This is a genomic window from Asticcacaulis sp. YBE204 (assembly GCF_000495855.1).
GTDB lineage: Bacteria > Pseudomonadota > Alphaproteobacteria > Caulobacterales > Caulobacteraceae > Asticcacaulis.
On sequence record NZ_AWGF01000001.1, the window covers coordinates 505,594 to 531,148 of the forward strand.

Sequence of the window (25,555 nt, forward strand, 5' to 3'; positions counted from 1 at the left end):
CTGCGAACAACGCAGCCGAAGGAGCGGGCATGGACTATCTGATCGCGGTGTTTCTGGGCTTTGTCGAAGGCCTGACCGAATATATACCCGTCTCCTCGACCGGCCACTTGCTGTTGCTGTCGCATTTTCTCGGCTTCGATTCGCAGGGCAAGGCCTTCGAAGTCCTGATCCAGCTCGGTGCGGTTCTGGCCCTGCTGAGCCTCTATTTCAATCGTCTGTGGAACGTGCTGATCACCTTGCCATCGTCGCCGCAATCGCGGGGCTTCGTCGTGTCGATCCTCGTCGCGTTTTTCCCGGCGCTGGTGCTGGGCGTCGTGCTGCACGACTTCATCAAGACCGTGCTGTTCGAGAGCCCGTACCTGATCTGCGTCAGCCTGATCGTCGGCGGGATCATCCTGTGGGCCGTCGATAAGTACGCCCCCACCCCGACGCACGATGACGCCATGCGCCTGAGCTGGAAAACCTCGCTGATCATCGGCCTGTTTCAGTGTCTGGCGATGGTGCCGGGCATGTCGCGGTCGGGCTCGACCTTGATCGGCGCTATGTTGTGCAAGGTCGAAAAGAAGGCGGCGGCGGAATTCTCGTTTTTTCTCGCCATGCCGACCATGGCCGGGGCCTTCGCCTACGACGTCTATAAGACGCACGATCAGATGAGCTTCAACGATGCCGGTCTGGTCGCCGTCGGTTTCATAACAGCCTTTGTGACGGCGTTATTTGTCGTGCGCGCCGTGCTGAATTTCGTGTCCCGCCACGGCTACGGCGTCTTCGCCCTGTGGCGCATCGCGGTGGGCGGGATCGGCCTCATCCTGCTGTCGCTGGGGCACTAATTTTGTCGCGCATCTGGCCCGAAACAAGGTTCGGCGAAGCCAAAACCGCATACACTTTTCGGGATGCGCTTAAAAAGAAAAGGCCTCCGAGCGGAGGCCTTTTTGCTTACCCGTTCACCACCTCGGCGAACTGACCGTTCTTGCGGAAGCGCCAGAGATAGGACGGCACCACCGATTCGACGGCGGTCGGCGCGATGGCCAGATCCTTGAAGCCCAACGTCTTGCCGGTGACGATATTGTCGCTTTGCAGCAGCGTCACCTGATCGTTGGTCAGCAGCGGCTTGATCAGGAACGAGGAAAAATCGCCGACCAGCGCGATCAGGCGCGCCGCAAAGACCGGCATCCATACCAGCGGGCGCGGGGACTGCACTTCCTGACCGACATATTTGACCAGATCGTTGAAGGTAAACACTTCCGGACCACCCAGCTCAAACGTCTGACCGGCATAGGCGGCATTGCCCAGCACGTCACCGATGGCGCGGGCGACGTCGCCGACATAAACGGGCTGGAACTTCGTCTTGCCGCCACCGATCGACGGCATGATCGGGAACATCTTCACCTGCTCGGCAAGGCCCGTGAAGAAACCGTCCTGCGGCCCAAAGATGACCGACGGGCGCACGACGATGGCCGAGGCGATGGCCTTGCGCACGGCGGCTTCGGCCTGACCCTTGGAGGCGGCATATTTCGAGCCGGATTTTTCATTGGCGCCGATGGCCGAAACCTGCACGAAGTCGCTGATCCCGCGCGCGGCGGCGGCCTCAGAGATGGCCTTGGACGCACCACGGTGCAGTTCGTCGAAGCTCTGCGACGGCGTTTCATAGAGGATGCCGACCAGATTGACGACCGCCGAGGCACCGTTCAGCGCGGCGGCAATATCGGCCTCCTTGCGCACATCACAGCGGGTGACCTGAATCTGACCGACACCACCCAGGGGCTTCAAATCATAAGCGTAGGTCGCCTTGCGCACGGCGACGCGGACGCGCCAGCCGCGCTGGGCGAGGGCGCGCACGACCTGCTTACCGACGAAGCCGGAGCCGCCGAACACCGTAACCAGTTTCGTGTCGAACGGAGTAGCCATGGGAAAGGTCCTGAAAGCGCTGTGGGTAAGAGGTAATATCCTCAATTAGCGCATGGCCATAGACGCCGCAATCCCCAAGCGGGGCACGGAATATGTTTTTGCGGCCAAGCATCTGTGGAAATGTCACAAAGCGCAAAAAATGTCATTGACCTGCCCGGTCATTATCGGTATCAGGCCCTCCTCCGGTCGCGAGATCGGGGAACTACCACCTAAGACGAGTGCCCAGGTGGCGGAATTGGTAGACGCGCTGGCTTCAGGTGCCAGTGATGTAACAGTCGTGAAGGTTCGAGTCCTTTCCTGGGCACCATCTTAGAGTTCGCTGATGTCCGCGAACGTTTGAAAAATCCTTTAAAATCTGATAGATTTAACGGCATTCCTCCGGGGATGTCCGCTTTCGTCCGTCTGCATCCGGGCGGTTTGGGGGTATCCTTGGGGGTACGAAACCGAAAATACCCCCACCGCAACGGATCATACCCCCAATGGCGCTTTCAGACGCTTCCATTCGTGCCGCGAAGGCGCAGGCAAAGCCTTATAAACTAACGGATGGCGGAGGGTTGTTTCTTTTGGTGACGCCCGCCGGTGGTAAGCTCTGGCGCTTCAAATATCGCTATAACGGGGCCGAAAAGCTTCTGGCGCTGGGGGTATATCCGGAAGTTGGTCTGAAACAGGCCCGCCAGCGTCATGACGAGGCAAAGAAGCTGCTGGCGAACGGTGTCGATCCGAATGCGGATAAGAAGCGGCAAGCCTTGGCGGCGACCCTATCGGCCAGCAATACGTTTGACAGTATCGCGGCGGAGCTCATCGACCTGAAAGAACGCGAAGGCCTGTCTGTCTCAACCCTGATCAAACAAAAATGGTTCAGGTCGCAATTGCAGTCGGCTATCGGCGACCGTCCGGTGTCCGACATTGAGCCTATGGAAGTTCTGGCGGCGCTCAAGGCAATCGAAAGGCGCGGCAACTATGAAACGTCCAAACGTACCCGCGCCTTCGCCGACCGGGTGTTTCGCTATGCGATCATTACGGGACGGGCAAAAGCCAATCCGGCGACAGGGCTGGGGGATGCCCTCATATCCGGAAAGGTGAAGCACCATGCCGCAATCATCGACGCAGCGGGCGTAGGGACGCTCCTGCGCGCTATTAATGCCTATGAGGGTAGTGTCCTGACCAAACTGGCGACGCAACTGCTGGCGCATGTGTTCGTGCGTCCCGGTGAGCTTCGCCACGCCGAATGGTCAGAAATTGACTTTGACCGGGCGGTCTGGCTGATACCGGCGGCAAAGATGAAGATGCGCGCGGATCACGCCGTGCCTTTGTCCATGCAAGCGCTTGCCATTCTGAATGAGGCGAAGGCATTGCGTGTGAACAGCCGCTATGTCTTTCCGTCCTTAGTGTCCAGTTTGAAACCCATGTCAGAAAACACGGTCAATATGGGCTTGCGCCGTATGGGCTATACCAATGAGGAAATGACGGCGCACGGCTTCCGCAGCACGGCCAGCACCCTGCTGAATGAGTCGGGCAAATGGAGTTCGGACGCTATCGAGCGCGCTCTGGCGCATAAGGACGGCGACGCCATTCGCGGGATTTATCATCGCGGCAAACATTGGGATGAGCGGGTTAAGATGGCGCAATGGTGGTCTGATTACCTTGACAGATTATGCGCCGGTGGTGAGGTTGTCCCGTTGAGGCGGGAAGGTTAGCTTTGATTGGCATTCAAATACCGAAAACGTAATCCGGGATCAGGTGGCGCGCGTCCGGGGGCAGGGCGGCGGCCTGATGTTTCCCCTGCTTTGCGTCGTATCATCGGCGACCTTTGTATCCGGGCTTACAGGGCTGAATGTGCAAAGCATCACCTGAGAGCGTGGTTTGATAGCCTTATTCTACTGTGGCAAGCCGCGAACCAAGGTCTTGCTTATAAAAACCAGTTACAAGACCGACTCTTTGTCGATGCCCGCGTCGCGTTAGAGCGCCGACTTTTTGTGCGACAGTTCATTTTTGAGCCGGACAGTTTCTATAATGACGCTGGCGAACTGACGATTGATTTGGATGATGTTGCTCCCGCTGCCGCAGTCCTTTCGGCGATGATCGGTGGACCGGCGTTACCGTCGAATCCAGATGCCAAGCCGCCGAGAAAATTGATTGCCTTGATGCGTAAGCGCGCTTTGCACCGGGCGCGTAGTGAGGTGGTCATGTCGCCGCCCCTGTCAGATGGCTTTATTTTGGGCTGCTGGCGAGAAAGGGAGTTGTGGATAGTGGGGATAAGGCGATGATTGTTAACAGGCGTGGGGCATGATTTGCATTTTTGTAGTGAATAAAATTCGTCCGTATTTGTCCAAAACCCGTTAAAATAAAGATCATTTGATCTTTTTTGAAATCATTAAATTTGCATCCGACTCCGGGCATTCCGGTATTGTCTCTAATTCGGGTGCATACACATGGATACTCTCTCGCAAACTGAAAAGCTCGCCTATCGTATCGAAGAGGCGGTTCAGGCCACAGGTCTGGGGCGCTCTTTTCTCTATGAAGCCATGAAGTCTGGTGAGCTTCCGGCGTTTAAAATTGGTGGTCGCCGTCTGATCGGGCGTGACGAACTGGTTGCGTTCATCGACCGTCATCGTGCCGCCTCTCAGCGGTAAGCGGTAGCGTCATGACCCGTCGTGTTTCGTGTCGCGGTATCCGGACGCACCGCAGCTATACGGTCGAAGAAGTTGCGCGCCTGCATAAGGTGACGCCTCACACCGTCCGGCGCTGGGTGAAAGACGGCTTACCCGTTCTTAAGGATCAACGCCCGTTTCTGATTTTAGGTGGTGATCTGGCGGACTTCCTGAGCGCCAGCAAGACGCCGAAACAGCGGTGCGCTCCCGACGAATGCTATTGCGTCAAATGCCGGATGCCGCGCCGGGCGGCGGAAGGCATGGCCGAATTTGTGCCGGTTTCCGACCTCACCGGCAATCTGCGGGCGCTTTGCCCCGTTTGTCACACCCTCATGCACAAGACCGTTTCAGCCAAGGCCTTACCGGCCTTACACGGCCTTTTGTCCCTGACGGTTGCGCCTCGTCCGCCGAACATAAGAGACGGCTCCTAACGCCCCCTGAATGTTCACTTTAGCCATGAGGTTTGATCATGCGTAAGCACAATCCCAAAAACGAACGCATCAAGCGCCGCTACTTCATCTTTCTGGAAGAGGCAAAGCGTATGAAAAGCACGTCCGTCGATCAGGTCGCAGCGGCGCTCTCGCAATTCGAGGCCTTCACCAAGCACAAGGATTTTGCCGCGTTTCATATCGAAGATGCCCGCAAGTTCAAACGCAATCTTGCCGAGACCGTCAGTCCGGACACCGGCAAGCCTCTAGCCAAGGGGACGATCTATAGCCGCCTGATGGCCCTCAAGACGTTTTTTGAGTGGCTGGCCGGGCAGTCGGGATACCGGTCGCGTCTCACCTATGCCGATGCCGCCTATTTCAACCCGTCGAACCGTGACACCGAAATTGCCAAGACGGTGCGCGAAAAGCGGGTGGCGACCTTTGACGAAATCCGTCGGGCGCTGTTTGCCATGCCGAATACCACCGACATTGAAAAGCGCAATCGGGCGGTGATGGCTTTCATTGCTATGACTGGTGCGCGTGACGGCGCGGTGGCGTCGTTCAAGGTCAAGGACGTCGATATGTCTCGCCGTCGCGTCTATCAGGACGCCCGCCACGCCAATACGAAATTCAGCAAAAGCTTTCACACCGACTTTTGTCCGGTCGGCGAAGATATTGAGCAGGTTTCGCGGACTATATTACGCACCTGACGGGCGTTCTGGGCTATGGGCCGGAAATGCCGCTCTTTCCGGCGACCAAGGTGGGGTTAGGGGCGTCCTGCCACCTTGAGGCGTTGGGCCTTGCGGATCACGGCTGGAAAGGCGCGGCGACGATCCGCGCCATTTTCAAAGAGGCTTTCACGGCGGTGGGCTTGCCCTATTTCAACCCGCATACCTTGCGCAATAGCCTCATGGAGCTGGCCTATAGCCTCAACCTCTCGCACGAAGAGATGAAGGCGTGGAGCCAGAACCTTGGCCATGAGAATGTCATGACCTCGCTGCGCAACTACGGCAATGTCACCACCGCCCGCCAAAGCGAACTGATATCGGGATTGCGGGCAAAGACCGCTGATAACGCAAACGATGGCCCTTCAACCGAATGGCTTTTGGAACAGCTTAAACGACGTATCGGGTGAGGCGGCCTGCAAAGACTTGCGAGGATTGCCCTCGTCCCCAAGGTTGCGCGACTCAGACCGATGCCGGGTAAAACTACACTATGTACGATAACGCTTTCAATCAGATCGAACGAGACCTCCGTCCCGAAGAGGGGGTATAGGGATAGAGCTTGAAAAATACATTCCTGACCACACCTCATCAGGTCATTAGTGATTTTGAGATGTGGCTATCGCATTCAACCTAATTGTAGTTTTGTTTTTAGCAATTTTGAGGCGTGCATGCTCTACTCTATGACAGGTTGGGCAAAGCAAAGCAAAGTCGGCGACGGTGGTAAGGCGAACTCCTTCAGCAAGGGGGTTTTTATGATGAACATCAAGAAGGGATCGTGGTTTGATTTGATCTGGTGAGAGCTTATGTGTTGGATCGAACCCGCAATCGTCACATCTCAAAGGTCCGGCTCTCTGACGTTCGCGAACGAACTTATCTCCAAGCCACGCGGCACGACGCCGAACCAAAGCGCGCCGCTCTTCGTTGAGGCCTTCCATTGCGCCAAGATCGCCATTGATCAGTTCAATCATCCGCGGATTGATTTCGCTTCGCCTGGCTATTTCAAATTCGTCTTCGATGGCGACCCAAGCATTTTTCGATGTCTGCTCAACTATCTCTAAGTCGGCAATGCAATTACGATGTACATCGGAAAGTAGACGCAAAGTCGCTGATTGGCGACGCAATAAAGATTTCAAAAGCTCTTCACTGAATATCGCGTTCGCTTTTGGCCTCTCGATAATTTCAAAACTCTGAACTATAGGAAACGCAACAGACCATCGATTTCGGCTTTGGTTTCGTGACCACATGTCTTGAATATGTTTGTAATCGTCGGCACCCAAAATTTGTTCTAAAGGACGTGCCGTACCATGCAATTTATGCACTTTAACAAGGCGACCTTTTAGCTCGTCGTGGACCGTGAGTTCTTTTTTGTATTCTTCGCTTTCTGCATACCCGGTGTTCGGCTGTTCCAATTGCTTGGTGACGTATTCGAGTACATAGCCCGAACCAAATTGCCTCTGAACAGTGCTCTGACATTTAGCATGGGCATCAGTCCCCTTGCCTTTCGGCGTGAACCCAAGCCATGAGTCGCCGGGTATCCAGTCAGCTTTGCAGGCTGTGACTGAGTTGGGCAGATCGCCAATTCTCATGTCGCTTATTGACCCGCTTTTTGATAGGGCGCGAAGAAGTCACGATCGATTGTGAGCGCCTTTGTCTCTCGGATCCCAAGGCTTTCCTCAATCAACAGTTCCAACAACCGGTCTATATCAACCAGTTCAATTGCAGTTGCATTCTCGCGAGCTGCTTCTTCGCGAGCGCCTTTTGTGAAGGTGCCGGTCGTAAGAAAAATACCCCTTTCCGCCCGGCCTTGTATTGCGCCGCGGAAGTCGCGGATTTCCTTCACCTGTACGGTGCCTGTATATCGCTTGCATTGAAACATGACCTTGATGCGTACAAAGCGGTTGATAAGAAGGAAGCCTTCGCCATCAATGCCATGATCGCCCGTTTGTCCTGTCACTTTCAGGTTCTCAAAGCCGATGTGCCGAAGAAGCCGCGCGCTTAGCTCCTCAAAGCCCTTATCCGTCACCCCGCGCAAAATGCGAACGAGCTCTTCTTGGATCGAATCTTGATTGAGGTAAGTTTTTTCGTCCGGGGCGCTCGCATCGGCTTCGTCGACGGTGTTTTCTGTTTCCGCTTCGCCCGGCTCTCCGTCTTCTCGCTGAAAGCTGTCATGGATGGTCTTGAACAGGTTGTAGGCGTCGTCATCGGAAAGTTTTGCCGTGCGGCCTTTTTCGGTGAGGACCCAAACGCCGCGCTGCTCAGTGTCGATCAGCCCGCCTTTGGCCAGATAAAACCGCGCCCAACCAACCTTATTTTCAAACTTGGATTGGCCGCCTTTCGTCGTCCCTTCGATTTCCTCCTTCGGAATTGATAACCGCTCTGCGATCCAGGTATAGACCTCACGCGGTTTAGCGGACGATCCAAGGTCGCGAAGCCCGTCAATGACTGGCTGGAAATATTGAACAAATTTAGGGCCTTTTGGATTTACCAATAGCGGTATCTATCCCCCCAAACCGTAGAATGTTGAAATCTGCTTCTTGACCTCTTCACGCAACGAATTGGTGTCGTTTAAGCGTAATTGCTTGATTCCAGCTATATTGAAGCCGATATCTTTGGAGACATCGCCAATCGACCCGTTATGGATCAGAAGAAAGTTTTCGTGGGGAAAGCCTTTGCCTTGGTTCAATCCCATGAGGTAACCAATCTCCTGATAGACGTTCTTATTGCCATGCGTTAAGTCGGCTATCAACAGACCGGAATCTTCGATTAGGCGTAAAACTTCGCCGTTGATCTCATAAGAATAGCCCGTGTCGAATTGATCGATACGTATAGACCGGATTTCAATATCGAGCTTATGCGCCTTGTTTAGATCTTTAACTGCGCTTTCGATCGCTTCGAAATTGGGCTTTGTGTCCGGGGTAAATTGCATCGACACGAAAACTTGCCGTTTACGCGATTGGGCAATTTTCCCGAATATTTTGATCAGGTCCGCCGCATGAATTGATGTCAGTTCGTGTTGGTGCGTTCGAAGAACCCAATTTGTAAATTGCTCATAGCTGCCGTTGAACCGGTCCTTGTTCAGATGAAAATACAGGAATGCCGCGAACAATCCTTGGGCGGTTGATGTCCGCAAACGCGAGTCAGCATAGGTATCGTTGATGCGCTTTATCGCTTCGAACACGGCATCGGTTTCAAGCGGGGTTTCGCTTCCCAACTGCTTTTGGACGTCTTGCAGGGACTGGATCAAGACCGAGCGGCTGCATTCGTTTTGGCCTTCATTCTGGCCAAATGTCGCTTTCAGGTTCGAAAGGTAGGCAAAATCCAAACGCCCCTTGAGTTGGCGGCATTGAAGATATTCGGCACCGAAGCGGTCGCGCAAGGCATCGTCGGGAAAGTCCACGACGTCATCGACAATGCCCTTGTAGGCTTCTTCGGATGTCAGTGGCCAAGCTTTGGTGTTGATGTTGTGGAACAGGGCCTTTTCATTCCGCCGCGCTTCTTTCGCGGGCAAGAACACAACACAGAAGGGCGCTTCGAAGCGGTCGAATTTTTCGTCCTGAAGCTTTTCGAACGCACTTAGTCGATGATTGCCATCGATCCTTTTGAAAAGCTTAGCCCCATCCGGAACCGTGATTTCATAACGTGTTAGATCATTTGCCGATTTTGGTTTGCGTGGCCTTATGCTCAGACTATTTACGTTGGACTTAAAGGGAGCGCCCTGGCTAATCAATTTGAAGGGGTCACCATCAGGCGCATCTGACTTTTCGAAATCGGCATCGAGTTGAACGGACAGGATGATTTCGGGGAAGAACAGATATTCGCCTTCGTCGAAGAACTTTTTGATATCTTCGACGTGATCCGGTTTCAAATCGCGTTGATACGCCTCATCGGCGAGGGAGCATTTGGCGATGTCGGCTAGCCGGGCATAGCCGCGCACGGTTAGGAAGCCGCCAATGGAAGGGGCAAAGGCACCGGTAAATGTAGTGCTCATGCGGCATCCCCCAACAATATGGCTTCAATCTTGCGCTTGGCTTTTTCAAGTTCAGCGTTAGCTTCAGCTTCAAGCTGGATTGCACTAATTGCATGAGATCGCGCTTGTTCCGCCAACTCGCGCTGAAAAGCGATTGGCGGAATGGGAATTTCAAGCGTTCGCAAGAAGTCAGCATCAACGCGTTGGTGCCCTGAAGAGCCGGTGAAGAAGCGCGTCGCAGCCTTACGAACGCGCTTCATTCTTAAGAGCGCATGCAAATAGCCGACGTCCAGCCGATCGTCAGGGGAGCGTAGGACGTGGTACTCGGTCGATCCATAGCCAAACCCGTTGTGAAGGTCATAGGCTACGGCTGACTTTCCGTTTTCCATGCATGGCGTGATTTTGGCCCAAAGCAGGTCACCATTCCTAAACGACGTGTAGCCAATGTTTTCCGCCAAGATGCGTTGTTCACGCCTCTCAATGATGCCCAAGCGATCCGATATGGCATCCATTGGTATAAAACTGACTTCATCGCGATCCGTGAGGTCGCGAAAAACAGTTTTCGGGTTGATGGTACATATCGTGCCCAAACGGGCATTCGGATGTTTGCCGGACTTCAGATTGAAATCGTATTGATGAACGCGTGCATCAAACCTCCAACCTGCTAACTCATGCGCGTTAGTGCGGAACATGCGGTTGGCGATGGTGCTTTTTGGTTCAGGCGGAAGCACGATGCCAAGTTCCGAGAGCAGGTAGTCGTCTATAGAGGCGAGTAGTGCGTCGGCCTGAAGGTGCTTGATTTTTGCGTTTTTCCTACTGACGTCAATAATAGTATAGATTAATTGTTGGTCGGCAGGCGGCAATAATGGAATCGGAAGCGCGCGAAGTCGTTCGCCTGCAAATCCTGACTGGTTATTCCAATTTGTGCACAGATTAAAGAACACTCTATTTTCGCGGTAAATATTCAGAACAAAAGCGTAAACCTCTGGGTTATATCCACTATTCAACATGATCTGTGTCATGTGGTTGGAAAGAAGCATGGTTGAGTGCTGCGAACCATCCCAAACGCCAGTCTTTCCCACAAGTTGCTGCGAGTTGGTGTTATTGAAAACAATGTCGCCGTTTGAGACAGATTTGGCGGTAGTGGGAATCACGCCTTCGTCCAGGTAGGTGAGCTTTTCGAAAAGCCATCTACCTTCAGAATCCATATTTGTTGGGCGCAATTGAAGAAATTCAGTTTCTTCGTCGGCCTGCAATTCACGCCCGACTGCGAAACCATTGTTAAAGCCGGAAGCGATCTTTGAGAACCGCACGTACTCATGCCTTCCGCCTTCAACAAGGCGACGGAGAAAGAACGAAGGTTGAAAAGGTAAAGGATCAAAGCGATCCTTCAAAATGCCCCAACTTACAGTGAAGAAATGATCTTCACTTAGGTTGGGGCTTAGGCGAAAGGGCGCGCGCCCCCACTTTCAATGTGCTGGATAAAGCGGCTCAATTCTCCAGAAACAATATCAAGCTCATTCGCCCCGGTTGGCCGTCCGGTCGCGTCGTAGCCAATATCTTCGGCAATCGCCATGAAGATTTCGTAGTCCGCGACCTTGGCCTTCACTTCGCCCAAGAATTCGTCGTTCAGCGCTTCGCGCATCGTGGCGATTCGCTCGTTAAATTCTTCTGCCGTCGCAGCTTTCCATAGCTGGAAGCCCTCCGTCGCTTCATGGGCTTTTACGTCTTCGTCGGCTTGGGCCTTTAGCTTGCGCTTGGCGTCCGCTGTCAGATTGCCTTGGGCGTTCAGGGCATCTAGCCGGGCCACGAGCTCTTGCTGTATGTGCTGAATCGTGGCGTCGCCCTTCTTCAGCTTGGTGGCTTTCTCACTAATCAGCGTGAGCGCCTTGCCACCATCCTTACGGGCATGGATCGCGTCCTGCGCCTTCTCCTTGGCGCGCTGAATGGCGATGGTCGTTGCGTCATCATACTTGCGCAGGAACAGCACCGAACTTTTTACGCCCGCGCCATTGGCGGCAAAAGCAAATTGCGGAAGTGAAACGACACTGACAATACGCCAATGCTCTTCTATCCAATCCCGCACATATTGCATGCTGGAATTGGTCAGTATGCTGTCGGGAATGACCATTGCCATATAGCCGCCCGGCTTCAAAAAGCGGTGACATTGTTCGATAAACAGCACTTCGGTTGTCTGTTGATCGCGGGCTTGTTCAAGTAGGGTGCGGCGGATGAAATCTTTCTCGCCAACCTTCTTTTGCTTGACCGTGATGTTCTTTAGTTTGGCATCGATCCAATCGACATCCTTGAAACCCAGATCATAATCTTCGAGGTAGCGCTTCTCTTTCAGTTTCACTTTCGCGCCGAAGGGTGGGTTCGTGATAATGTAATCGAAGCTGTTAGGCTTGAAGCCCTGGTTTTTGGTGCGATCGCGCATCGTTTCGATGGATTCCAGTCCATCGAAGGCAATGACGTTGGTATGGCCATCATCATGGATGATCATGTTCATTTTGGCGGTGCGGGCGATCCCTTCGGAAATTTCTATACCGAATAGATTTTTCTCAGCAAAGTCATGCCAATGCTTGTGGTGCTGAACCGATTTCGGCTTGAAGTAGCCATCCTCGGCCATTTTGTCGGCTTCGCGCCGCACCTTATCCAGTGCATGAAGCAGGAACCCGCCGCTTCCGCATGACGTGTCGATCACGACGGAATCGTGGTTGATAGGCAAGGCATCGACGATGAATTTAACGATGTTGCGTGGCGTAAAATATTGGCCAAATTCACCCCGGAAAAACCCGGTCATGAAAGTTTCGAAAGCACGTCCCTTGCTATCTAGGTCCGTGTTGCCCAAGTCGGTGCCCGCAAGGTAGCCTACGACGGTTTGGAGTTCCGAGCTTGAAAGACGGATATCTTCTTTGAAAACCTCTTCATCCTTCTCGCGCCCTTTTCATAGGGTTCGCCCGGTTTGCGCGGGGTCCTCTCATCCCAAATTTTACAGAAAATTAGCTTGTCGAGTTCGTCGAAAGCTTCAGATGGGTTACGCTTCCCCCCTGCCCACAAAGCATCATGAGCTTGTTTGAATTTACGAGTGAGTTCGTTTTCCTGAACGGTTTCCAGCTCGAAGCCATCTTTACCGCCTTTAGTATATTTGGCGCGGGCGGCTTCGGTTTTACCTTCCTTAGGAAGGTCGGCGATTCTGTTTTCGATGCGTTCGGCACCCCCGAACCCCATGACTTTAAAATAGTCATTTCGGATGATAGAAGTCATCCACAAGAATTCAGCCCGGAGCTGATTGGCGTAGCCAAAGCCTTGAGCAACGGCTTGATCCAGTTCTCCTTGACTTGCTTCTTCTCGCTTACATTCGACAACGATATAGGGCGTTTTTTTGGTGCGATCTTTGAATACGACGATATCCGCAAAATGGTTTGGCACTCGGTCGGGCACCGAAAATTCTAAAGCTATGCAATCCGCCGAATAACCGTAGTCCAATATTAATGATATATAGGCTGTGGCGCGCACTATTTCTTCAGTATTGTTTAATCTATATTTTCTATTTTGCGAAATATATACAACGCTTTTACCGTCGTCGGATATACTAACAATATTGGCGTCAATCCCCCGTTCAATATCTGAATTAGGTTTTAGCGAAACTTCTTCATTTATAGCCATTTTTTCTTGTTCCACATGCAAGGGATAGGCGAAACTTGCCTTCTCTAGAATCATCTTTCATCCCTTATAGCTCCGCTTTTCGCGAGTGACGCCAGGTATTTCCGGAGCCTACGCCGTAAATTCGACGCCTCCAAGCCATGTGTTCTTGCTATCGCTCTAAGCCCAAGTTTTTGACTGATTTGCGCAACTCGGATAGCTTTCTTTCGTGGCCCTGGCGTGCAACATTAGCCGCTATTCTCAATCTCGCCATCGCAGTTGTCATTCCCGTTGGCAGGGCCCCGCCCGCCAAAATACTTGTTAACCTCCCACGCGATATCCTCACCTCATCCGCTACCGCCTTGCGGCCAAGAATGTTGGCCAGTTTGCGTAATTCTGCGATCCGTGTCGCCGTGTCATCCGGCGACATTCCATATTCTGGATTGGCGTCGTCTTCCAAGCCGATCACCTGCTTCTCAAGCTTGTTGGCCTCTTTATGTTGATTTTCAGTGAGAAGTGACCCGGCGTATTCTGCTGAGCCTGGCCACCGGCACCGGCAAGACTTCGATTGCCTTTCAGATTGCGTGGAAGCTGTTTTCAATCCAAATGGAATCTGAGCCGTGAACCGGTGCGCCGCCCGCGCATCCTGTTTCTGGCCGACCGTAATATTCTTGCCGATCAGGCGTTCAATTCCTTTTCGGCTTTCGACCCTGACGCCCTGACGCGGATCAATCCGGTGACCATCGCCAAGCACAAGGGACGGGTGCCGAAAAACGCAAGCGTGTTTTTCACCATCTTCCAGACCTTTATGACCGGCGATGGCGAGCCACTGTATACGCAGTATCCGCCTGATTTCTTCGACTTCATTATCATTGACGAATGTCACCGGGGCGGCGCGAAGGATGAAAGCGAGTGGCGGGCGATCCTCGAATACTTTGAACCTGCGGCGCAACTGGGCCTGACCGCTACGCCCAAGCGCAAGCACAATGCCGACACCTACGCCTATTTCGGCGAGCCGGTTTACACCTATGCCCTGAAAGAGGGGATCGAAGACGGCTACCTGACGCCGTTCAAAGTGCGTCAGATGGCCAGCACCATCGACGAATATGTTTATGATGGTTCCGACGAGCTTGTGAGCGGTGAGGTCGAAGAAGGCGATCGGTTCAGCGAACTGGATTTCAATACGCGCATTGTCATCGAACAGCGCGAACTGAGCCGCGTCAAAGAGTTCATGAGCCAGATCGACCAGCGGCAAAAGACGCTTGTTTTCTGCGCGACGCAGGACCATGCGGCACTGATCCGCGATCTGATCAATCAGGTGAAGACCAGCACTAACCCTGACTATTGCCACCGTGTGACCGCCAATGACGGGGCGGTGGGTGAAGCGCATCTGCGGGCATTTCAGGATAACGACAAGACCATCCCGACTATCCTGACGACCTCTCAGAAGCTATCGACGGGCGTCGACGCGCGCAATGTGCGGCATATCGTGCTGATGCGGCCTGTGAAATCCATGATCGAGTTTAAGCAGATCATCGGACGCGGCACCCGTACCTTTGAGGGAAAAGCATTTTTCACGATCTGGGATTTCGTGAAGGCGCATGAGAATTTTCAAGACCCGGAATGGGATGGCGAGCCGCTGGAGCCGGTTGCGCCTGAGCCGCGCGGGCCACGCGCTCCCGGCGAACCTGATCCGGATGAGCCGTTCGGCGACGGTGGTGAGGACGAGGGCGAGGACGATACCGGGTCTACCGGAAAGATCGTCATAAGGCTGGCTGACGGTAAGGATCGCCATATCCGTTTCGTCGCCACGACGACCTACTGGGGGCCGGATGGCCGCCCAATGACCGCAGCGGAGTTTCTGCAAAGGTTGTTCGGTGATCTGTCGGGCATGATACCCGATGAAGATGCCTTGCGCGCGGCATGGAGCAACCCCGACAGACGAGAGCAGTTTCTGGAACAGCTTTCAGATCGCGGATACGATCACGATAAGCTGGATGATATGCGGCACTTGATCGACGCCAAGGATTCCGACCTGTTCGACGTGCTGGCCTATATTCTGTTTACCCATCCGCCGGTGACGCGCTACCAGCGAGCCAAGACGACCGAGACGCTGGAGCTGAGGACCATTGACGGTGAATTGAAAGACCTCTTGGTTTCGATCCTGCGCGCCTATGAGACAAATGGTGAAGGTGAATTAGGGACGAGGAAGCTGGGCAACTACCTGATCGCGCGATATGGCAGCGTGGCCGAGGGCAAGACGCGACTGGGCGAACTTTCGACTATTAAGGACGCCTATATTCGGTTGCAGGAAACGCTGTATTCGATTTAAGAGCGGACTGTAACCGGCAAAACACAGAAGTTTGGGGGTATGATTGGGGGTATCGAACTGTAACTGCCTTAAATCATAATATTGAAATCAAATGGTTATTTGTTCCGTTCGAGTCCTTTCCTGCACCATCTTAAAAACCCCGCTGTTTGGCGGGTTTTTTAATGCCCGGAACTCAGGATCACGCCGTCCGCTGCAAGGGGCGGTCCTCGGTGTCCATGTATACCGTGCCGGTCGTGCTGTTCGTCTCGATGCGGTCGATGGCGGTTTTCAGGGCCTCAAAGCATACAGGATCGATGGCGTTGCCCACGCTCTCGCCTATGATCTCCAAAGCTTTCCAAACCGGCATGGCCGCACGGTAAGGCCGGTCGGCCGTCAGGGCGTCGAAAAAGTCCGCCACGGAGATAATCCGCGTCTCGAAACTGATCTCCTCAGCGTTTAGACCGTGCGGATAACCCTTGCCGTCCAGCCGCTCGTGGTGCGCGCCGGCGATCCTGGCCAGTTCAGAAAAGGCGCCGATGCGCGAGAGGATGGTTTCGGTGTGCAGGGCATGGGCCTGCATCTGCGTCCACTCGTCGCCGTCCAGCTTACCGGGCTTGTCGAGGATGGTGTTGGACACGCCCAGCTTACCGACATCGTGCAGCAGGGCGGCGCGTTTCAGCCAGCGTCTTTGATGGGCTTCGAGGCCCAGCACCTCAGCCATCATGTCGGTATAGAGCGCGACACGTGACGAATGGCCCGCCGTATAGGGGCTTTTGGAGTCGACGACTTGCCCGAAAGCGATGGCGATATCGTCGAGATAGTCCTCATCCAGTTCGACCTCGGCGTGGGGCGGCTCCAGCGCCTGCACCCGCGTGGCGATATCCGGCGCGGCGAGGCCGTCCCAGAAACCGTCGCGATCGCAGATTTCCAGAAAAGCATCGACGGCCTCCGGTTCGAACCACGTCCCGGCGCGTTTCAGGACTTCGTCCTTGGCGGCGTCGTGGCCGCGGCTCATGAAAAAGACATCGACGCACTGGCTGAGCAGCGCGATGCGGGCATAGGGCGAGATCGCTGTGCGCGCCAGTTTCATCGGCTGGCCACGGCCATCCCAGTGCTCGTCCAGATCGCGGATACCGACGGCGATGGGCTCTGAAAAGTGTAACTGGCGCGCGATATCGGCCCCGCGCTGGCAGCGCGTTTCGATCAGTTCGCGGGCGATCTCGCCGCCATTCTTGAAGATATTGACCACGGCGCGGAAGCGTTCGGCCAGATCGGCCTTCAGACCTGTGTGCGAAATGACGAAGCGCATCACGTCCGACAGACCTGTATCTATCTCCTTGAAATCGCGTTTAAAATCGAGATCGTTGGTCAGATAGAGCTGGCAGATGCGCGCGGCGTTCGACGAACAGCCGAGATCCTTGAGCAGCAGAACGTAATACAGCTCCCATAGTTCCTGCGGGGACATCCCCAGTTCCTCGCCGACGTGCATACCGATCCAGCAACAGCGGACGCAGTGCCCTTCCGGCTGGCCTTCGGTAATGTCGAGCGCATAGGAAAAGGCGCTCAGAAGCTCGGACAGTCTGAGGTTCTTCGCGGTCACCAGCGGGAGTTTAGGGGCCTTGGTCATGTCCTCACCATAGACGGACACGCTTAAGAAGCCGTTGCACCGGTTGGGCGCGGGCTGATATAGGCGACGCATGACCCGTCTCCACCTGCTTCATCTCATCTGGCTGTACGGCGGTAACGTCCTGGCGTTACTTATCGGTATCTGGGCCTTGTGGCGCGGCGGCAAGACCGAGCGTCTGGGCACGGTGGTTCTCTGGGGCGGATGGATCGCGACCCCGTTGGTGCAGACGCCGCATGCGGGCATAGATATCGGCATCCTAATCGTCGATCTGATCGTGACCGCTGGATTTTTCTGGCTCTCGCTGACCTCGCGCAAACTGTGGATGGCCTTTGCCACGGCCTTCATGGTCATGGCCGTGGCCAGTCATTTCGCACCGCTTCTGACGCGTTATGTCAGTCTGTACGTCTACATCACCGCCAATGGTTTCTGGGGCGGTCTGGCGGTGCTGGGCGCCTTTCTGGCCGGGATGCTTCAGGTCGAAAAGGAACGACATAAGGCGCGCCCGTTGCGTCGGGTTAGTGCCCGCTGATATAGGCCGTGTATGGACCGTCTGCACCTGATCAATCTCATCTGGTCGAAGACCAGCCTCGTTCTGGCGATCGTCTTCGGCATCTGGGCCTTATGGCGGGGTGGCAAGACCGAGCGCATCGGCACGGGGCTAATCTGGTTCGGCTGGGTCGCGTCGCCGCTGGTGCAGACGCCGCGTCCGGGCATGGATATAGGCATCGCCATCGTCGATACGATGGTGCTGATCGGCTTCGTCTGGCTGTCGTTCGCCACGCGCAAGCTATGGACGGCGTTCGCGGCGGCATTTCTGCTGGTGGCGGTCGCCTGTCATTTCGCGCCGCTTCTGACGCCGCAGGTCAGCCTGTACGTTTATATTACGGCCAACAGTTTCTGGGGCGGCTATGCTCTGCTCGGGGCGCTTTTGGCGGGGATGCTTCAGGTCGAAAAAGAACGGCGGAACGCTCTGGCGTAAGCGTGCGGTTCTGATTTCGGTGTCGGCGAACCCTCGTAAAGCCCTCATTTGATCATGATGCGATACCTCAGGCTGAAGTTTGACCCGGCGCGGAAGGTGCCGCTGAGCGTGACGCGGATATTGGTTATGTTGGCGTCATAACCGTCTGCATCGGCGACCGGCGTATAGCCCCAGGTCGCGCCGTTATCGTTGGAAAAGGCGATCGAATCCGTCCCGCTGCCTAAGCCGCCGAACGTATAGCTCAGATCGCTGCCCAGAAGGCCGAGCCCGAGGAGGTTGTCGTCGTAGAAGGCTACCGGCCCCGTGGTGACCAGATTGACGCTGTTCAGGCTAAGCGAGCCCAGCGCGCCGACATAGAACTTTGTGCGCGGCGGCAGGGCGTCGGTGATCGCCACCGGCGTCACCGTGGTGAAGATGCCATTGGGATTGGTTATCTTCACCGTATAGTCGACGACGGCGCCGGGGATGGCCTTGGGACTGGCGACACCGTTGAGCGGGTCCGACATCAGCAGCGACGATTTGGCGATCGTCAGGGCTGCGGCGTTAGCGGTCATGGGCAAGCACAGCGGGGCCAAGCACAGCAGGCCAAAAAGAAGCAGAAACAGGCGTTTCATCTTAGTGTTTCCCCAGTCGTTGGGCGGCGTTGGCGAACGTCGTCTGGTCGAACTTGAAGCGGGCCGTGACATAGGCGCCCTGACGCGTATAGCGCGAGTCGTCGAAGTCACGGTCGTGGAAGCCCGCAATATTATAGCCTGCGGTCAGCCACACATTCTTCGCCGGCGAGAAGCCGAGCGAAGGGCCGTAGGTGTAGTTCACGGCTCCGGTGGTCCAGGCGTGCTGGACGGCGAGGTTGAACCCGACGTCGAAGCGTTGGCCCAGGTCGTGGCGGAATTCGACGCCGAGAAGGTCGACGAACCCGTCATAGCTGTCGTCGGCGAAGCGGCCTTCGACATATTTCGCACCGTAATAGGCGGACACTTCGTAACCGTTGGCGCGGTCGTCGTTGTCGTCCATGCGGGCGAATTGGGTGAAATTGACCGCCAGATTGTTGACGATGCGGGTGGTCTGCTGCGCGAAGCTGCCTGAGTTGACGGCGAGCACGTTGGCGCGGCTCACCCCGGCGTCGGCATTTTCATGGCGCAGTTCAAGACGCTCCAGCACCGACCAGCGGCTGTCGAGCGGGCGGTAGGCGATGGCGACGTCGGCGGCGGCAAAGCGCGTCGTCTGGCCGTCATGGCGAACCACTTCGTAGGCGCGCAGGCCGGAGGCGACGGTCTTGCCTTCACCGAGGCTGCGCAGGACGTTGGAGGTCACCCCCCAGCGATCGGAAGTATCCGAGGTGCGGCGCTCCAGACGGCCGGTCCACGACCAGTCGCTGGCGCGGTAGGTCGCCCCGACCGTGGCAGCCATATAGTCGCCATTACCGCTGTCGCCGTCGGTATTGGTGGTCACCGGACGGAAGGGGTTGAGGCCGGTCGGTGTCTGACCGGAAACCGTCTGACTGGCGTCGAAGGTGGCGTCGACGGTCCAGTTCTTGCTCAGCGGCACCGACTGGTTCAGGCCGAGGCTGGCGAAGGTGCGCGCACCGTTTTCACCGATGGCCTGCTGATTGACGGTGGTCGAGATCTTGGCCCCGGCCCACGGCGCGACCTCGAAGCCGAGCTGCGTATTGTGGGCCTTGAAGGCATCGCCCTCGGCGATTTCGTGGCTGGCCAGCAGGCGGATGCCGTCGCGGATCTTATAGGCGGCGGAAATCTGATGGCGCATCGGGAAGTCCGAAGAGGCCTTGTCACCGCCGAGCGCGAACTGGACCTGAGCCGACAGTTGCAGTCTGTCCTTGAGGAAGGACTGGCTGCCGCCGAGGGTCAGCAGACGGCTGAGGTTCGTCGCTTCCGGCTGGGTGTCGTCGAAACCGCGGTCCGAGGTGGCTTCCAGCCCAGCGAATACGGTGCCGTTGGCGCGGCGGTATTCGAGGCGGGCATTGCCGGAGGTGCGGGTTTGCGGGGTATCGATGATCGTTTGCTGCCACAGGCCGCCGGTCAGGCGCCACTTATCGTTCAGGCGGACCTGTCCGTCGATGCCATGCTTGAAGGTGCCGCTTTCACCGAGGTTCTGCTGACCCAGACCGAAGCCGTGGTCCTGACGACGGGCATAGGCCAGCACGTCTGCACGCTGGGAATGGTGCTCGACCTCGACCAGATAGGCCCCGGCGTCGCGGTTGTCGGCGTCACCCCCCTTGGCGGCTTCGACGCGCAGTTCGGTGTTCTCGAAGATCTGCGCCTTCAGGTCGAGCCCGGCGACGCTGGCGTCGTTGTCGGATTCGTCCTTCAGCAGGCTGGCCCCGACGACGACCTTATCGGTCACTTGCGCGGTGGCGCGGGCCCCGGCGACGAGGCGCTGGTCGCCATTGCCGTCGATTTCGTAATCGGCAACGATGAAGATAGGGTTGCGGTCGGCGTCCCAGGCCATGACCGGCTCACGGAAGGTCAGGGTGCCCGACAGCGGGTCGATGTCGTAGTCGATGTGGCGCGTCAGCAGGCGGCTGTCGACGATCTTTTCCGAACGGTAGCGGTCGCGGGTTTCCAGCGTGATCTTGTCGGAATTGGCGATGATGTCCGAGGCGCTCAGGCGGTAGGGGCCGCTCAGGCCGTTGCCGCGGATTTCGTCACGGGCATAGCGCTGATCCGAGTGGGCGGCGAAGGCCTTCACGCCGATTTTCTCGCCGTGATACTCGGTCTTGACGCCGTTCAGGGTGCGCGAGAAGCGGGCCAGTTGCGTGTCGGTCAGGCCGGTCTCGAAGTCGCCGAACAGGGCGTAGTATTCGCGGCGCTCCAGACGGAGGTACAGCTTGCGTTGCGTAGCGGCATCGTAGGCCTGCTGCGTGCCGTCGCCATAGACGGTGTAATATTTGTTCGGATCGATGACCGAGAGCAGGCCGGTGCGCGCGTCGAACTTGCGGTCGGAGTCGTAGGCCAGGGTCATCAGCCATTCACCCTTGACGCGGCCCTTGGCGTAGAAGGCCAGTTGACCGTCGGTGATGGTGTCGTCTTCGCCCGCTTTGAAGGCCTCGGCCTTGTCGGAGAGCGTATCGAAGCCGAGGGTGCCGGCGCCGAAGCCGACGACGACCCACTTCTGCTGACCGGCCTTCAGCCAGGGGCGCAGTTCGGACTTTTGTTCGATGCCGTCCTGCGTGAAGCGGAAGACGAGGTGGACGGTTCCGGCCTGCATGGTGGGTTGCAGGGCGACGAAGGCGATACCGTCGTCGCCGACGACACGGGCGGTGGGCAGGTTGCCGTCAAGGCCCGACAACTGGCGGTTCTGTTCGGCAGAGGCGGTCTGAGCGGCGACATAGGGCTGATCGACCATGAAGGTGGCCATCGTCCCGGCGCGGACGGGCTTGCCGTCGCGATCGGTCAGGCGGACTGCGATCAGCGGCGTTTGCACGCCGTCGGCGATCAGGCGGGAGTGTTCCGGGGCGAGAGCGGCCTTCACCGGGGTGTTGGAATAGTGGACCATGCGGGTCAGGACCTTGGCCACCGAGCCGTCGGCGTTCAGGACGCGGGCTTCGAGGGCGTTGTCGCCTTCCTTCAGCGGCAGGCCGGTCCACACGCTGACGGCGATGTCACCGTCGCGGTCGGCGCCGTCGAAGGCCAGGGCGTCGGGGGTGACACCATTGACGGTCAGGGCGACGCGCTGGGTCGGGGCGTGCTTGATGGCGACGCGCAGAGCCGGGGCGCGAGGATTGTGATTGATTTCCGGGAACAGCCAGTCGATGCCGGAGGCCTGACCGATGAACCAGTTGGTGCGACCGCCCGAAGCGATGGCATCATCGGCGATTTTCAGCGAAACAGACGGGTCTGTCTCTACGATATCGGTGCCATTTCGACGAACCCGGAAGTCAACGCGGATAAGGGAACCGCCTTGTCCTTCGATAAAGCGGGAAATGTCCGACCCGGCCCAGCGCGTATCGTTGGCGCAGGCGCTGGGGATCAGGTTTTTCGGCAGGGCGTTGGTGTCGATCTGCACGACGTGGCGACCTTTGCGGGCGCCTTCGATGTGGTACAAGCCGTCGCGATCGGTCACGACCGAGGTGCCGTCCTCAAGCAGAATACGGACATTGGCCACGCCCTTGCGCTTTTCGGGCGGCAGGACGCAATCGCCTTCGGTGACGCGACCGACAATGGTCAGAGCGTCGCTGTTGAGGAACGGACGGATGCGGACCGAGGCGCTGGCCTCAAGGCTTTTCACTGAATTGCCGTCAACCCAGGCCGTGGCGCGGTTGATCGCTTCGCCGGTGCGGGCATTGGGCAGGACGTCGGTGACGTAGCGGATCGCGGTGGCACTGCCGGGGGCGATGTCGCCGATATTGAAGACAAGCGTACGGCCATCACCGGATACCGTAGGTTCCGCTGCGCCGCGGGTCGAGCCCTTGCGGTAGCGCTGACCGGCGGGCAGGGTGTCGGTGATCTTGACCTTGCGCATCATCCAGGTGTCGGGGTTACTGACGCTCAGTTGATAGGGGATGATATCGCCCGCCGAGGCTTCGCGCACGGACGTCGTCTTCTGCATTTGCAGGTTACCATCGTGCGGCAGCGGATCGATGGGGATATCGACTTCGAGCGGCTCAGGCGAGCTGAGGACGAAGGATTTCCCATAAGATGCATCCAGAATGGTGTAGATGTCGTGGTCGGTCGTTGGAATATCGGCGGGCGCGACCAGCGAGGGTGCCACATAGCCTTCCGGCGCGGTGACTTTCAGGCGATAGGTCCCGGCATAGGTCATCGGGAAGCGGTATTCGCCGTCACCGAAGGTGTAGGTTAGGCCGCCAGCATCGGTCACCGGGCGACCGCTGACGACGGTCGAGGGATAGACCGTCACGCCGTCGTCGGCAAACACCTTCGCCGGTTGGCCGGTCGCCTCGTCGATCAGGGTGACCGTCGCGCCATTGATCAGGGCGCCGGTTTTGGAATCGAAAACCTGACCGAACGGATCGATCAGGATCTCGTCTTCGGTCGGAGTGGCCAGGCCTTCGGCATTGAAGCGGATATAGACCTTGAGGTTTTTCGGGAACGGCGGAATACAGGCCTTGGCATTCGAGGTCGAGGCCGTCGTCGAAACGCCACCGGCGAAAATGCCGGTATTCACGTCGGTTTCGGTGAGGATGAATTTCGCTTTTTGACCGTTCGAGAGGCCTGCATCGATGATCTGGGTCTCACGGACATTGGGGTTTTGGTTGCCGTGCGGATAGTCCAGCACCATGCCGGTGGTCTGGTCCGTATGGCTGTCGTCTTCCGGCATGGTCGCCAAAACATCCGGAGAGATAGGGGCGGCATGCACCAGACGGGACGCCATATCCACGCAGGTCAGTTCGCTGTAGTTGAAATTGCGCGGCATGCGATGGAAGCGCAGCTTGGCATAGTAAAGTTCGTCCTTGGTCGTCAGAACCGTGCTGTTGGACGAAACAGCGCGGGGTCCGCCGCCTCTGGTGAAGGTCAGTTGAGCCGTATTTTCGATAGAATTCGCCTCCACAGCGGCGGGGGCCGTTATGGTTATGCTCGCCAAAGCAATGATCAGGGACGCAATTTTACGCGATAAGGCCATGACTGTCCGGCCCGCACGAAAAAGCCCGTGCGATGGCCGCCTTCACCAAAGAAAAGCAGGGGTAGTTTTTTAGTTGATGACGACGCGGAAGCGCGCCGAAACCGTCGTCAGCGGCAGGATGACCGGCATGGTCGCCGTCACCTTGGTGCCATCGAAGTTACCGCCGTTGATGTCGGTTTCATCGAGGCCCGTGGCGTCGTCGTCTTCCGGCGTGCCGTCGATGACGCAGGCGCCCAGAAGGGTCGTGCCACCGGACCAGATCGAGCCCGGCACATAGGTCGTGCCCGCGGGGATATTGTCGGTGATCGAGATGTCGGTGACCGAGCCCGGGCCGCCATTGGTTACCATCAGGCAGTATTCGACGATCGCGCCCGGCACGGCCTTGGGAGACAGAATGCCGTTGACCGGATCGGAGATGATGGTAGCCTTCTTGACGAAGTTGATAGCCGCGGTACCGACCGTATATTGGTCGTAGGCCGAGGACTTGCCGTCGCGCAGGCCGTCGAGGATACCGGCGTCGTCGGCAAAGACGATGTCGACGCCCGCGTCGGTGCCTGCACCGCTGGTGCCGACCACGTCGATGCCCAGAGCACCTGCACCGCCGCCATTGGCGGTAACCGCCGTCAGGCTGACGCCGGCGATGGCGCCGATAGGACCGGTGGCCGGGACATCGGCGACGATAAAGACCGTCTTGGAGCCGTCGGCGGCCAGTTCATCGATGAAGGTCGCCGTATCGGTACCGGCCTGATAGATGCCGTCGTCGTTGGAATCGACATAGACATGCACATTGGTCATGTCGAAATTGTCGATGCCGCCGAAGGCCGTCAGGGACAGGGTGCCCTGCTGACCGGCGACCAGACGGAAGTCCTGCGTCGCGTTGGTCAGGTTGGTGACCTTGAAGGTCGTGACCTGAGCCGTGGCGCCGAAGAAGACGTTGGTGGCCGAGTTGCCGACTTCGGTGACCGTGAGGTTGACCTTCTTGTCGACGACGAAGCTGGCGGTGTTGGAGGTCACTTCGGGCTGCGGCGTGCCGCCGACCGAATATTTCACCTTGGCCACGTTGGTGATTTCCGTGCCGGCGACCGTAGCGGTGGCGGCATTCGCGCCCCCGGCCATGACGGCCAGGCTGGCGGTGGTTCCCAGCAGGAGTGCGGGGAGGGTACGCTTGATCATGTCTTGCCCTTTCTGTGCTGACGAGATCGGTTACAAATTCACCTGCTGGTGAATGGGGTAAGGTGGTGTCTAGTTTAACACCGCCTTGAAAGAGACCTGACCGGACGCGCCCGGGGCTACCGGGGTTTTGAGCGTCCAGCGCAGATGAGTGACGTCGGCAGCCGTCGCCAAACGGCCGCCGATGTGCAGGGTTTCGAGACGCGCGAAGGTCTTGCCATCGACCGAGACGTCCGGAACGGAGGTGTTGCCGAGGGTCGCGCGATAGGCGACACCCTTCGGCAGCGGATAATCGAGCACCATATCGGCCACCGGCGTCTTGCCGGTGTTGCGGTAGCTGAGGGTATAGATCAGCGTGTCGCCGGGAACGGCGGACTTCACGGGGATGGTCTTGATCGTCGTCGTGCCGTCCTTGGCCGCGATGCGCTGTTCCTTGACCACGTTCAGATTCAGGGTGACCGGCTCGGCCGCGAACGCAGGGAGCGCGGCGGCGACGAGGCCGAAAGTGCAGAGAAGGCGGGGGAATTTCATTCTAAAGCTCCTTTG

The 25,555-nt window shown here is 57.0% G+C and carries 24 protein-coding genes and 1 tRNA gene; 12 read left to right on the top strand and 13 right to left on the bottom strand.

The annotated features are described in order from the left end of the window. Nucleotides 1-29: 29 nt before the first annotated feature. Nucleotides 30-827 carry an undecaprenyl-diphosphate phosphatase gene (locus AEYBE204_RS23200; protein WP_023460772.1) on the top strand — a complete coding sequence of 266 codons (798 nt, stop codon included), beginning with the start codon at nucleotides 30-32 and terminating at the stop codon, nucleotides 825-827. 106 nt (nucleotides 828-933) lie between these two features. Here the strand turns inward: AEYBE204_RS23200 and AEYBE204_RS23205 are convergent, their stop codons facing one another. Then, entirely contained in the window at nucleotides 934-1,905 is a 972-nt protein-coding gene (locus AEYBE204_RS23205) for a complex I NDUFA9 subunit family protein (RefSeq protein WP_023460773.1), read from the bottom strand. Between the two features lie 220 nt (nucleotides 1,906-2,125). Between AEYBE204_RS23205 and AEYBE204_RS23210 the strand changes: the two genes are divergently transcribed. From AEYBE204_RS23210 to AEYBE204_RS40200, 7 genes are all read left to right on the top strand, one after another. Beyond that, nucleotides 2,126-2,212, top strand: a tRNA-Leu gene (locus AEYBE204_RS23210). Between the two features lie 172 nt (nucleotides 2,213-2,384). After that, nucleotides 2,385-3,602: an integrase arm-type DNA-binding domain-containing protein gene (locus tag AEYBE204_RS23215; protein ID WP_023460774.1), complete on the top strand. Its 1,218-nt coding sequence runs from the start codon at nucleotides 2,385-2,387 to the stop codon at nucleotides 3,600-3,602. A 6-nt stretch (nucleotides 3,603-3,608) separates the two neighbouring features. Next, nucleotides 3,609-4,172, top strand: coding sequence for a hypothetical protein (locus AEYBE204_RS23220; RefSeq protein ID WP_155908191.1), 564 nt, complete (start codon nucleotides 3,609-3,611; stop codon nucleotides 4,170-4,172). Between the two features lie 165 nt (nucleotides 4,173-4,337). Next, the gene (locus AEYBE204_RS23225; RefSeq protein ID WP_023460776.1) at nucleotides 4,338-4,538 is read left to right on the top strand and encodes a helix-turn-helix domain-containing protein; all 201 of its coding nucleotides are present in this window, start codon (nucleotides 4,338-4,340) and stop codon (nucleotides 4,536-4,538) included. A gap of 11 nt (nucleotides 4,539-4,549) precedes the next feature. Beyond that, on the top strand, nucleotides 4,550-4,987 hold the full coding sequence (locus AEYBE204_RS23230) for a helix-turn-helix domain-containing protein (RefSeq protein ID WP_023460777.1): 438 nt from the start codon (nucleotides 4,550-4,552) through the stop codon (nucleotides 4,985-4,987). A gap of 38 nt (nucleotides 4,988-5,025) precedes the next feature. Continuing rightward, nucleotides 5,026-5,694: a hypothetical protein gene (locus tag AEYBE204_RS40195; protein WP_023460778.1), complete on the top strand. Its 669-nt coding sequence runs from the start codon at nucleotides 5,026-5,028 to the stop codon at nucleotides 5,692-5,694. A gap of 26 nt (nucleotides 5,695-5,720) precedes the next feature. Next, entirely contained in the window at nucleotides 5,721-6,119 is a 399-nt protein-coding gene (locus tag AEYBE204_RS40200) for a hypothetical protein (RefSeq protein WP_023460779.1), read from the top strand. Between the two features lie 186 nt (nucleotides 6,120-6,305). Here AEYBE204_RS40200 and AEYBE204_RS39810 read toward each other — a convergent pair whose 3' ends face one another. The 7 genes from AEYBE204_RS39810 to AEYBE204_RS40205 all read right to left on the bottom strand — a co-directional run bounded on the left by AEYBE204_RS39810 (nucleotide 6,306) and on the right by AEYBE204_RS40205 (nucleotide 13,781). Continuing rightward, nucleotides 6,306-7,295 (bottom strand): HNH endonuclease, encoded by a 990-nt coding sequence (locus AEYBE204_RS39810; protein ID WP_081724561.1) that lies wholly within the window; start codon nucleotides 7,293-7,295, stop codon nucleotides 6,306-6,308. Nucleotides 7,296-7,300: 5 nt separating this feature from the next. After that, entirely contained in the window at nucleotides 7,301-8,197 is an 897-nt protein-coding gene (locus tag AEYBE204_RS23245) for a restriction endonuclease (RefSeq protein ID WP_023460782.1), read from the bottom strand. A gap of 9 nt (nucleotides 8,198-8,206) precedes the next feature. After that, nucleotides 8,207-9,697, bottom strand: coding sequence for a DNA sulfur modification protein DndB (locus AEYBE204_RS23250; RefSeq protein WP_023460783.1), 1,491 nt, complete (start codon nucleotides 9,695-9,697; stop codon nucleotides 8,207-8,209). After that, entirely contained in the window at nucleotides 9,694-11,070 is a 1,377-nt protein-coding gene (locus tag AEYBE204_RS39315) for a restriction endonuclease subunit S (protein ID WP_155908192.1), read from the bottom strand. The genes AEYBE204_RS23250 and AEYBE204_RS39315 overlap by 4 nt, the downstream gene beginning before the upstream one ends. Nucleotides 11,071-11,117: 47 nt before the next feature. Beyond that, a complete protein-coding gene (locus AEYBE204_RS40640) occupies nucleotides 11,118-12,527 on the bottom strand; it encodes a class I SAM-dependent DNA methyltransferase (RefSeq protein WP_255346416.1) in 1,410 nt (469 codons plus the stop codon). 20 nt (nucleotides 12,528-12,547) lie between these two features. Further along, nucleotides 12,548-13,399, bottom strand: a complete 852-nt coding sequence (locus AEYBE204_RS40645) for a type I restriction enzyme HsdR N-terminal domain-containing protein (protein ID WP_200862152.1) — start codon at nucleotides 13,397-13,399, stop codon at nucleotides 12,548-12,550. Between the two features lie 94 nt (nucleotides 13,400-13,493). After that, complete coding sequence (locus tag AEYBE204_RS40205) at nucleotides 13,494-13,781, bottom strand: hypothetical protein (RefSeq protein ID WP_155908194.1); 288 nt, start codon at nucleotides 13,779-13,781, stop codon at nucleotides 13,494-13,496. Between the two features lie 56 nt (nucleotides 13,782-13,837). Here AEYBE204_RS40205 and AEYBE204_RS41055 point away from each other — a divergent pair, with 56 nt between their 5' ends. Both AEYBE204_RS41055 and hsdR read left to right on the top strand, forming a co-directional pair. Continuing rightward, complete coding sequence (locus AEYBE204_RS41055) at nucleotides 13,838-13,945, top strand: DEAD/DEAH box helicase family protein (protein ID WP_200862153.1); 108 nt, start codon at nucleotides 13,838-13,840, stop codon at nucleotides 13,943-13,945. Nucleotides 13,946-13,949: 4 nt separating this feature from the next. Continuing rightward, nucleotides 13,950-15,653, top strand: a complete 1,704-nt coding sequence (gene hsdR, locus AEYBE204_RS40960; RefSeq protein ID WP_023460787.1) for an EcoAI/FtnUII family type I restriction enzme subunit R — start codon at nucleotides 13,950-13,952, stop codon at nucleotides 15,651-15,653. A 178-nt stretch (nucleotides 15,654-15,831) separates the two neighbouring features. Here the strand turns inward: hsdR and AEYBE204_RS23265 are convergent, their stop codons facing one another. Further along, the gene (locus tag AEYBE204_RS23265) at nucleotides 15,832-17,331 is read right to left on the bottom strand and encodes an HD-GYP domain-containing protein (RefSeq protein WP_023460788.1); all 1,500 of its coding nucleotides are present in this window, start codon (nucleotides 17,329-17,331) and stop codon (nucleotides 15,832-15,834) included. Here AEYBE204_RS23265 and AEYBE204_RS23270 point away from each other — a divergent pair. Together AEYBE204_RS23270 and AEYBE204_RS23275 are read left to right on the top strand one after the other, a co-directional pair. After that, nucleotides 17,330-17,788, top strand: a complete 459-nt coding sequence (locus tag AEYBE204_RS23270) for a hypothetical protein (RefSeq protein WP_023460789.1) — start codon at nucleotides 17,330-17,332, stop codon at nucleotides 17,786-17,788. The genes AEYBE204_RS23265 and AEYBE204_RS23270 overlap by 2 nt on opposite strands. A gap of 12 nt (nucleotides 17,789-17,800) precedes the next feature. Then, nucleotides 17,801-18,238: a hypothetical protein gene (locus AEYBE204_RS23275; RefSeq protein ID WP_023460790.1), complete on the top strand. Its 438-nt coding sequence runs from the start codon at nucleotides 17,801-17,803 to the stop codon at nucleotides 18,236-18,238. A 44-nt stretch (nucleotides 18,239-18,282) separates the two neighbouring features. On the opposite strand, the gene AEYBE204_RS23280 is transcribed toward AEYBE204_RS23275, so the two are convergent. From AEYBE204_RS23280 to AEYBE204_RS23295, 4 genes are all read right to left on the bottom strand, one after another. Continuing rightward, complete coding sequence (locus AEYBE204_RS23280) at nucleotides 18,283-18,792, bottom strand: hypothetical protein (RefSeq protein ID WP_162148390.1); 510 nt, start codon at nucleotides 18,790-18,792, stop codon at nucleotides 18,283-18,285. A 61-nt stretch (nucleotides 18,793-18,853) separates the two neighbouring features. Continuing rightward, the gene (locus AEYBE204_RS23285) at nucleotides 18,854-23,839 is read right to left on the bottom strand and encodes a DUF11 domain-containing protein (RefSeq protein ID WP_023460792.1); all 4,986 of its coding nucleotides are present in this window, start codon (nucleotides 23,837-23,839) and stop codon (nucleotides 18,854-18,856) included. Between the two features lie 69 nt (nucleotides 23,840-23,908). Then, nucleotides 23,909-25,012, bottom strand: a complete 1,104-nt coding sequence (locus tag AEYBE204_RS23290) for a DUF11 domain-containing protein (RefSeq protein ID WP_023460793.1) — start codon at nucleotides 25,010-25,012, stop codon at nucleotides 23,909-23,911. A 69-nt stretch (nucleotides 25,013-25,081) separates the two neighbouring features. Further along, complete coding sequence (locus AEYBE204_RS23295) at nucleotides 25,082-25,540, bottom strand: DUF11 domain-containing protein (protein WP_023460794.1); 459 nt, start codon at nucleotides 25,538-25,540, stop codon at nucleotides 25,082-25,084. Between the last annotated feature and the right edge of the window lie 15 nt (nucleotides 25,541-25,555).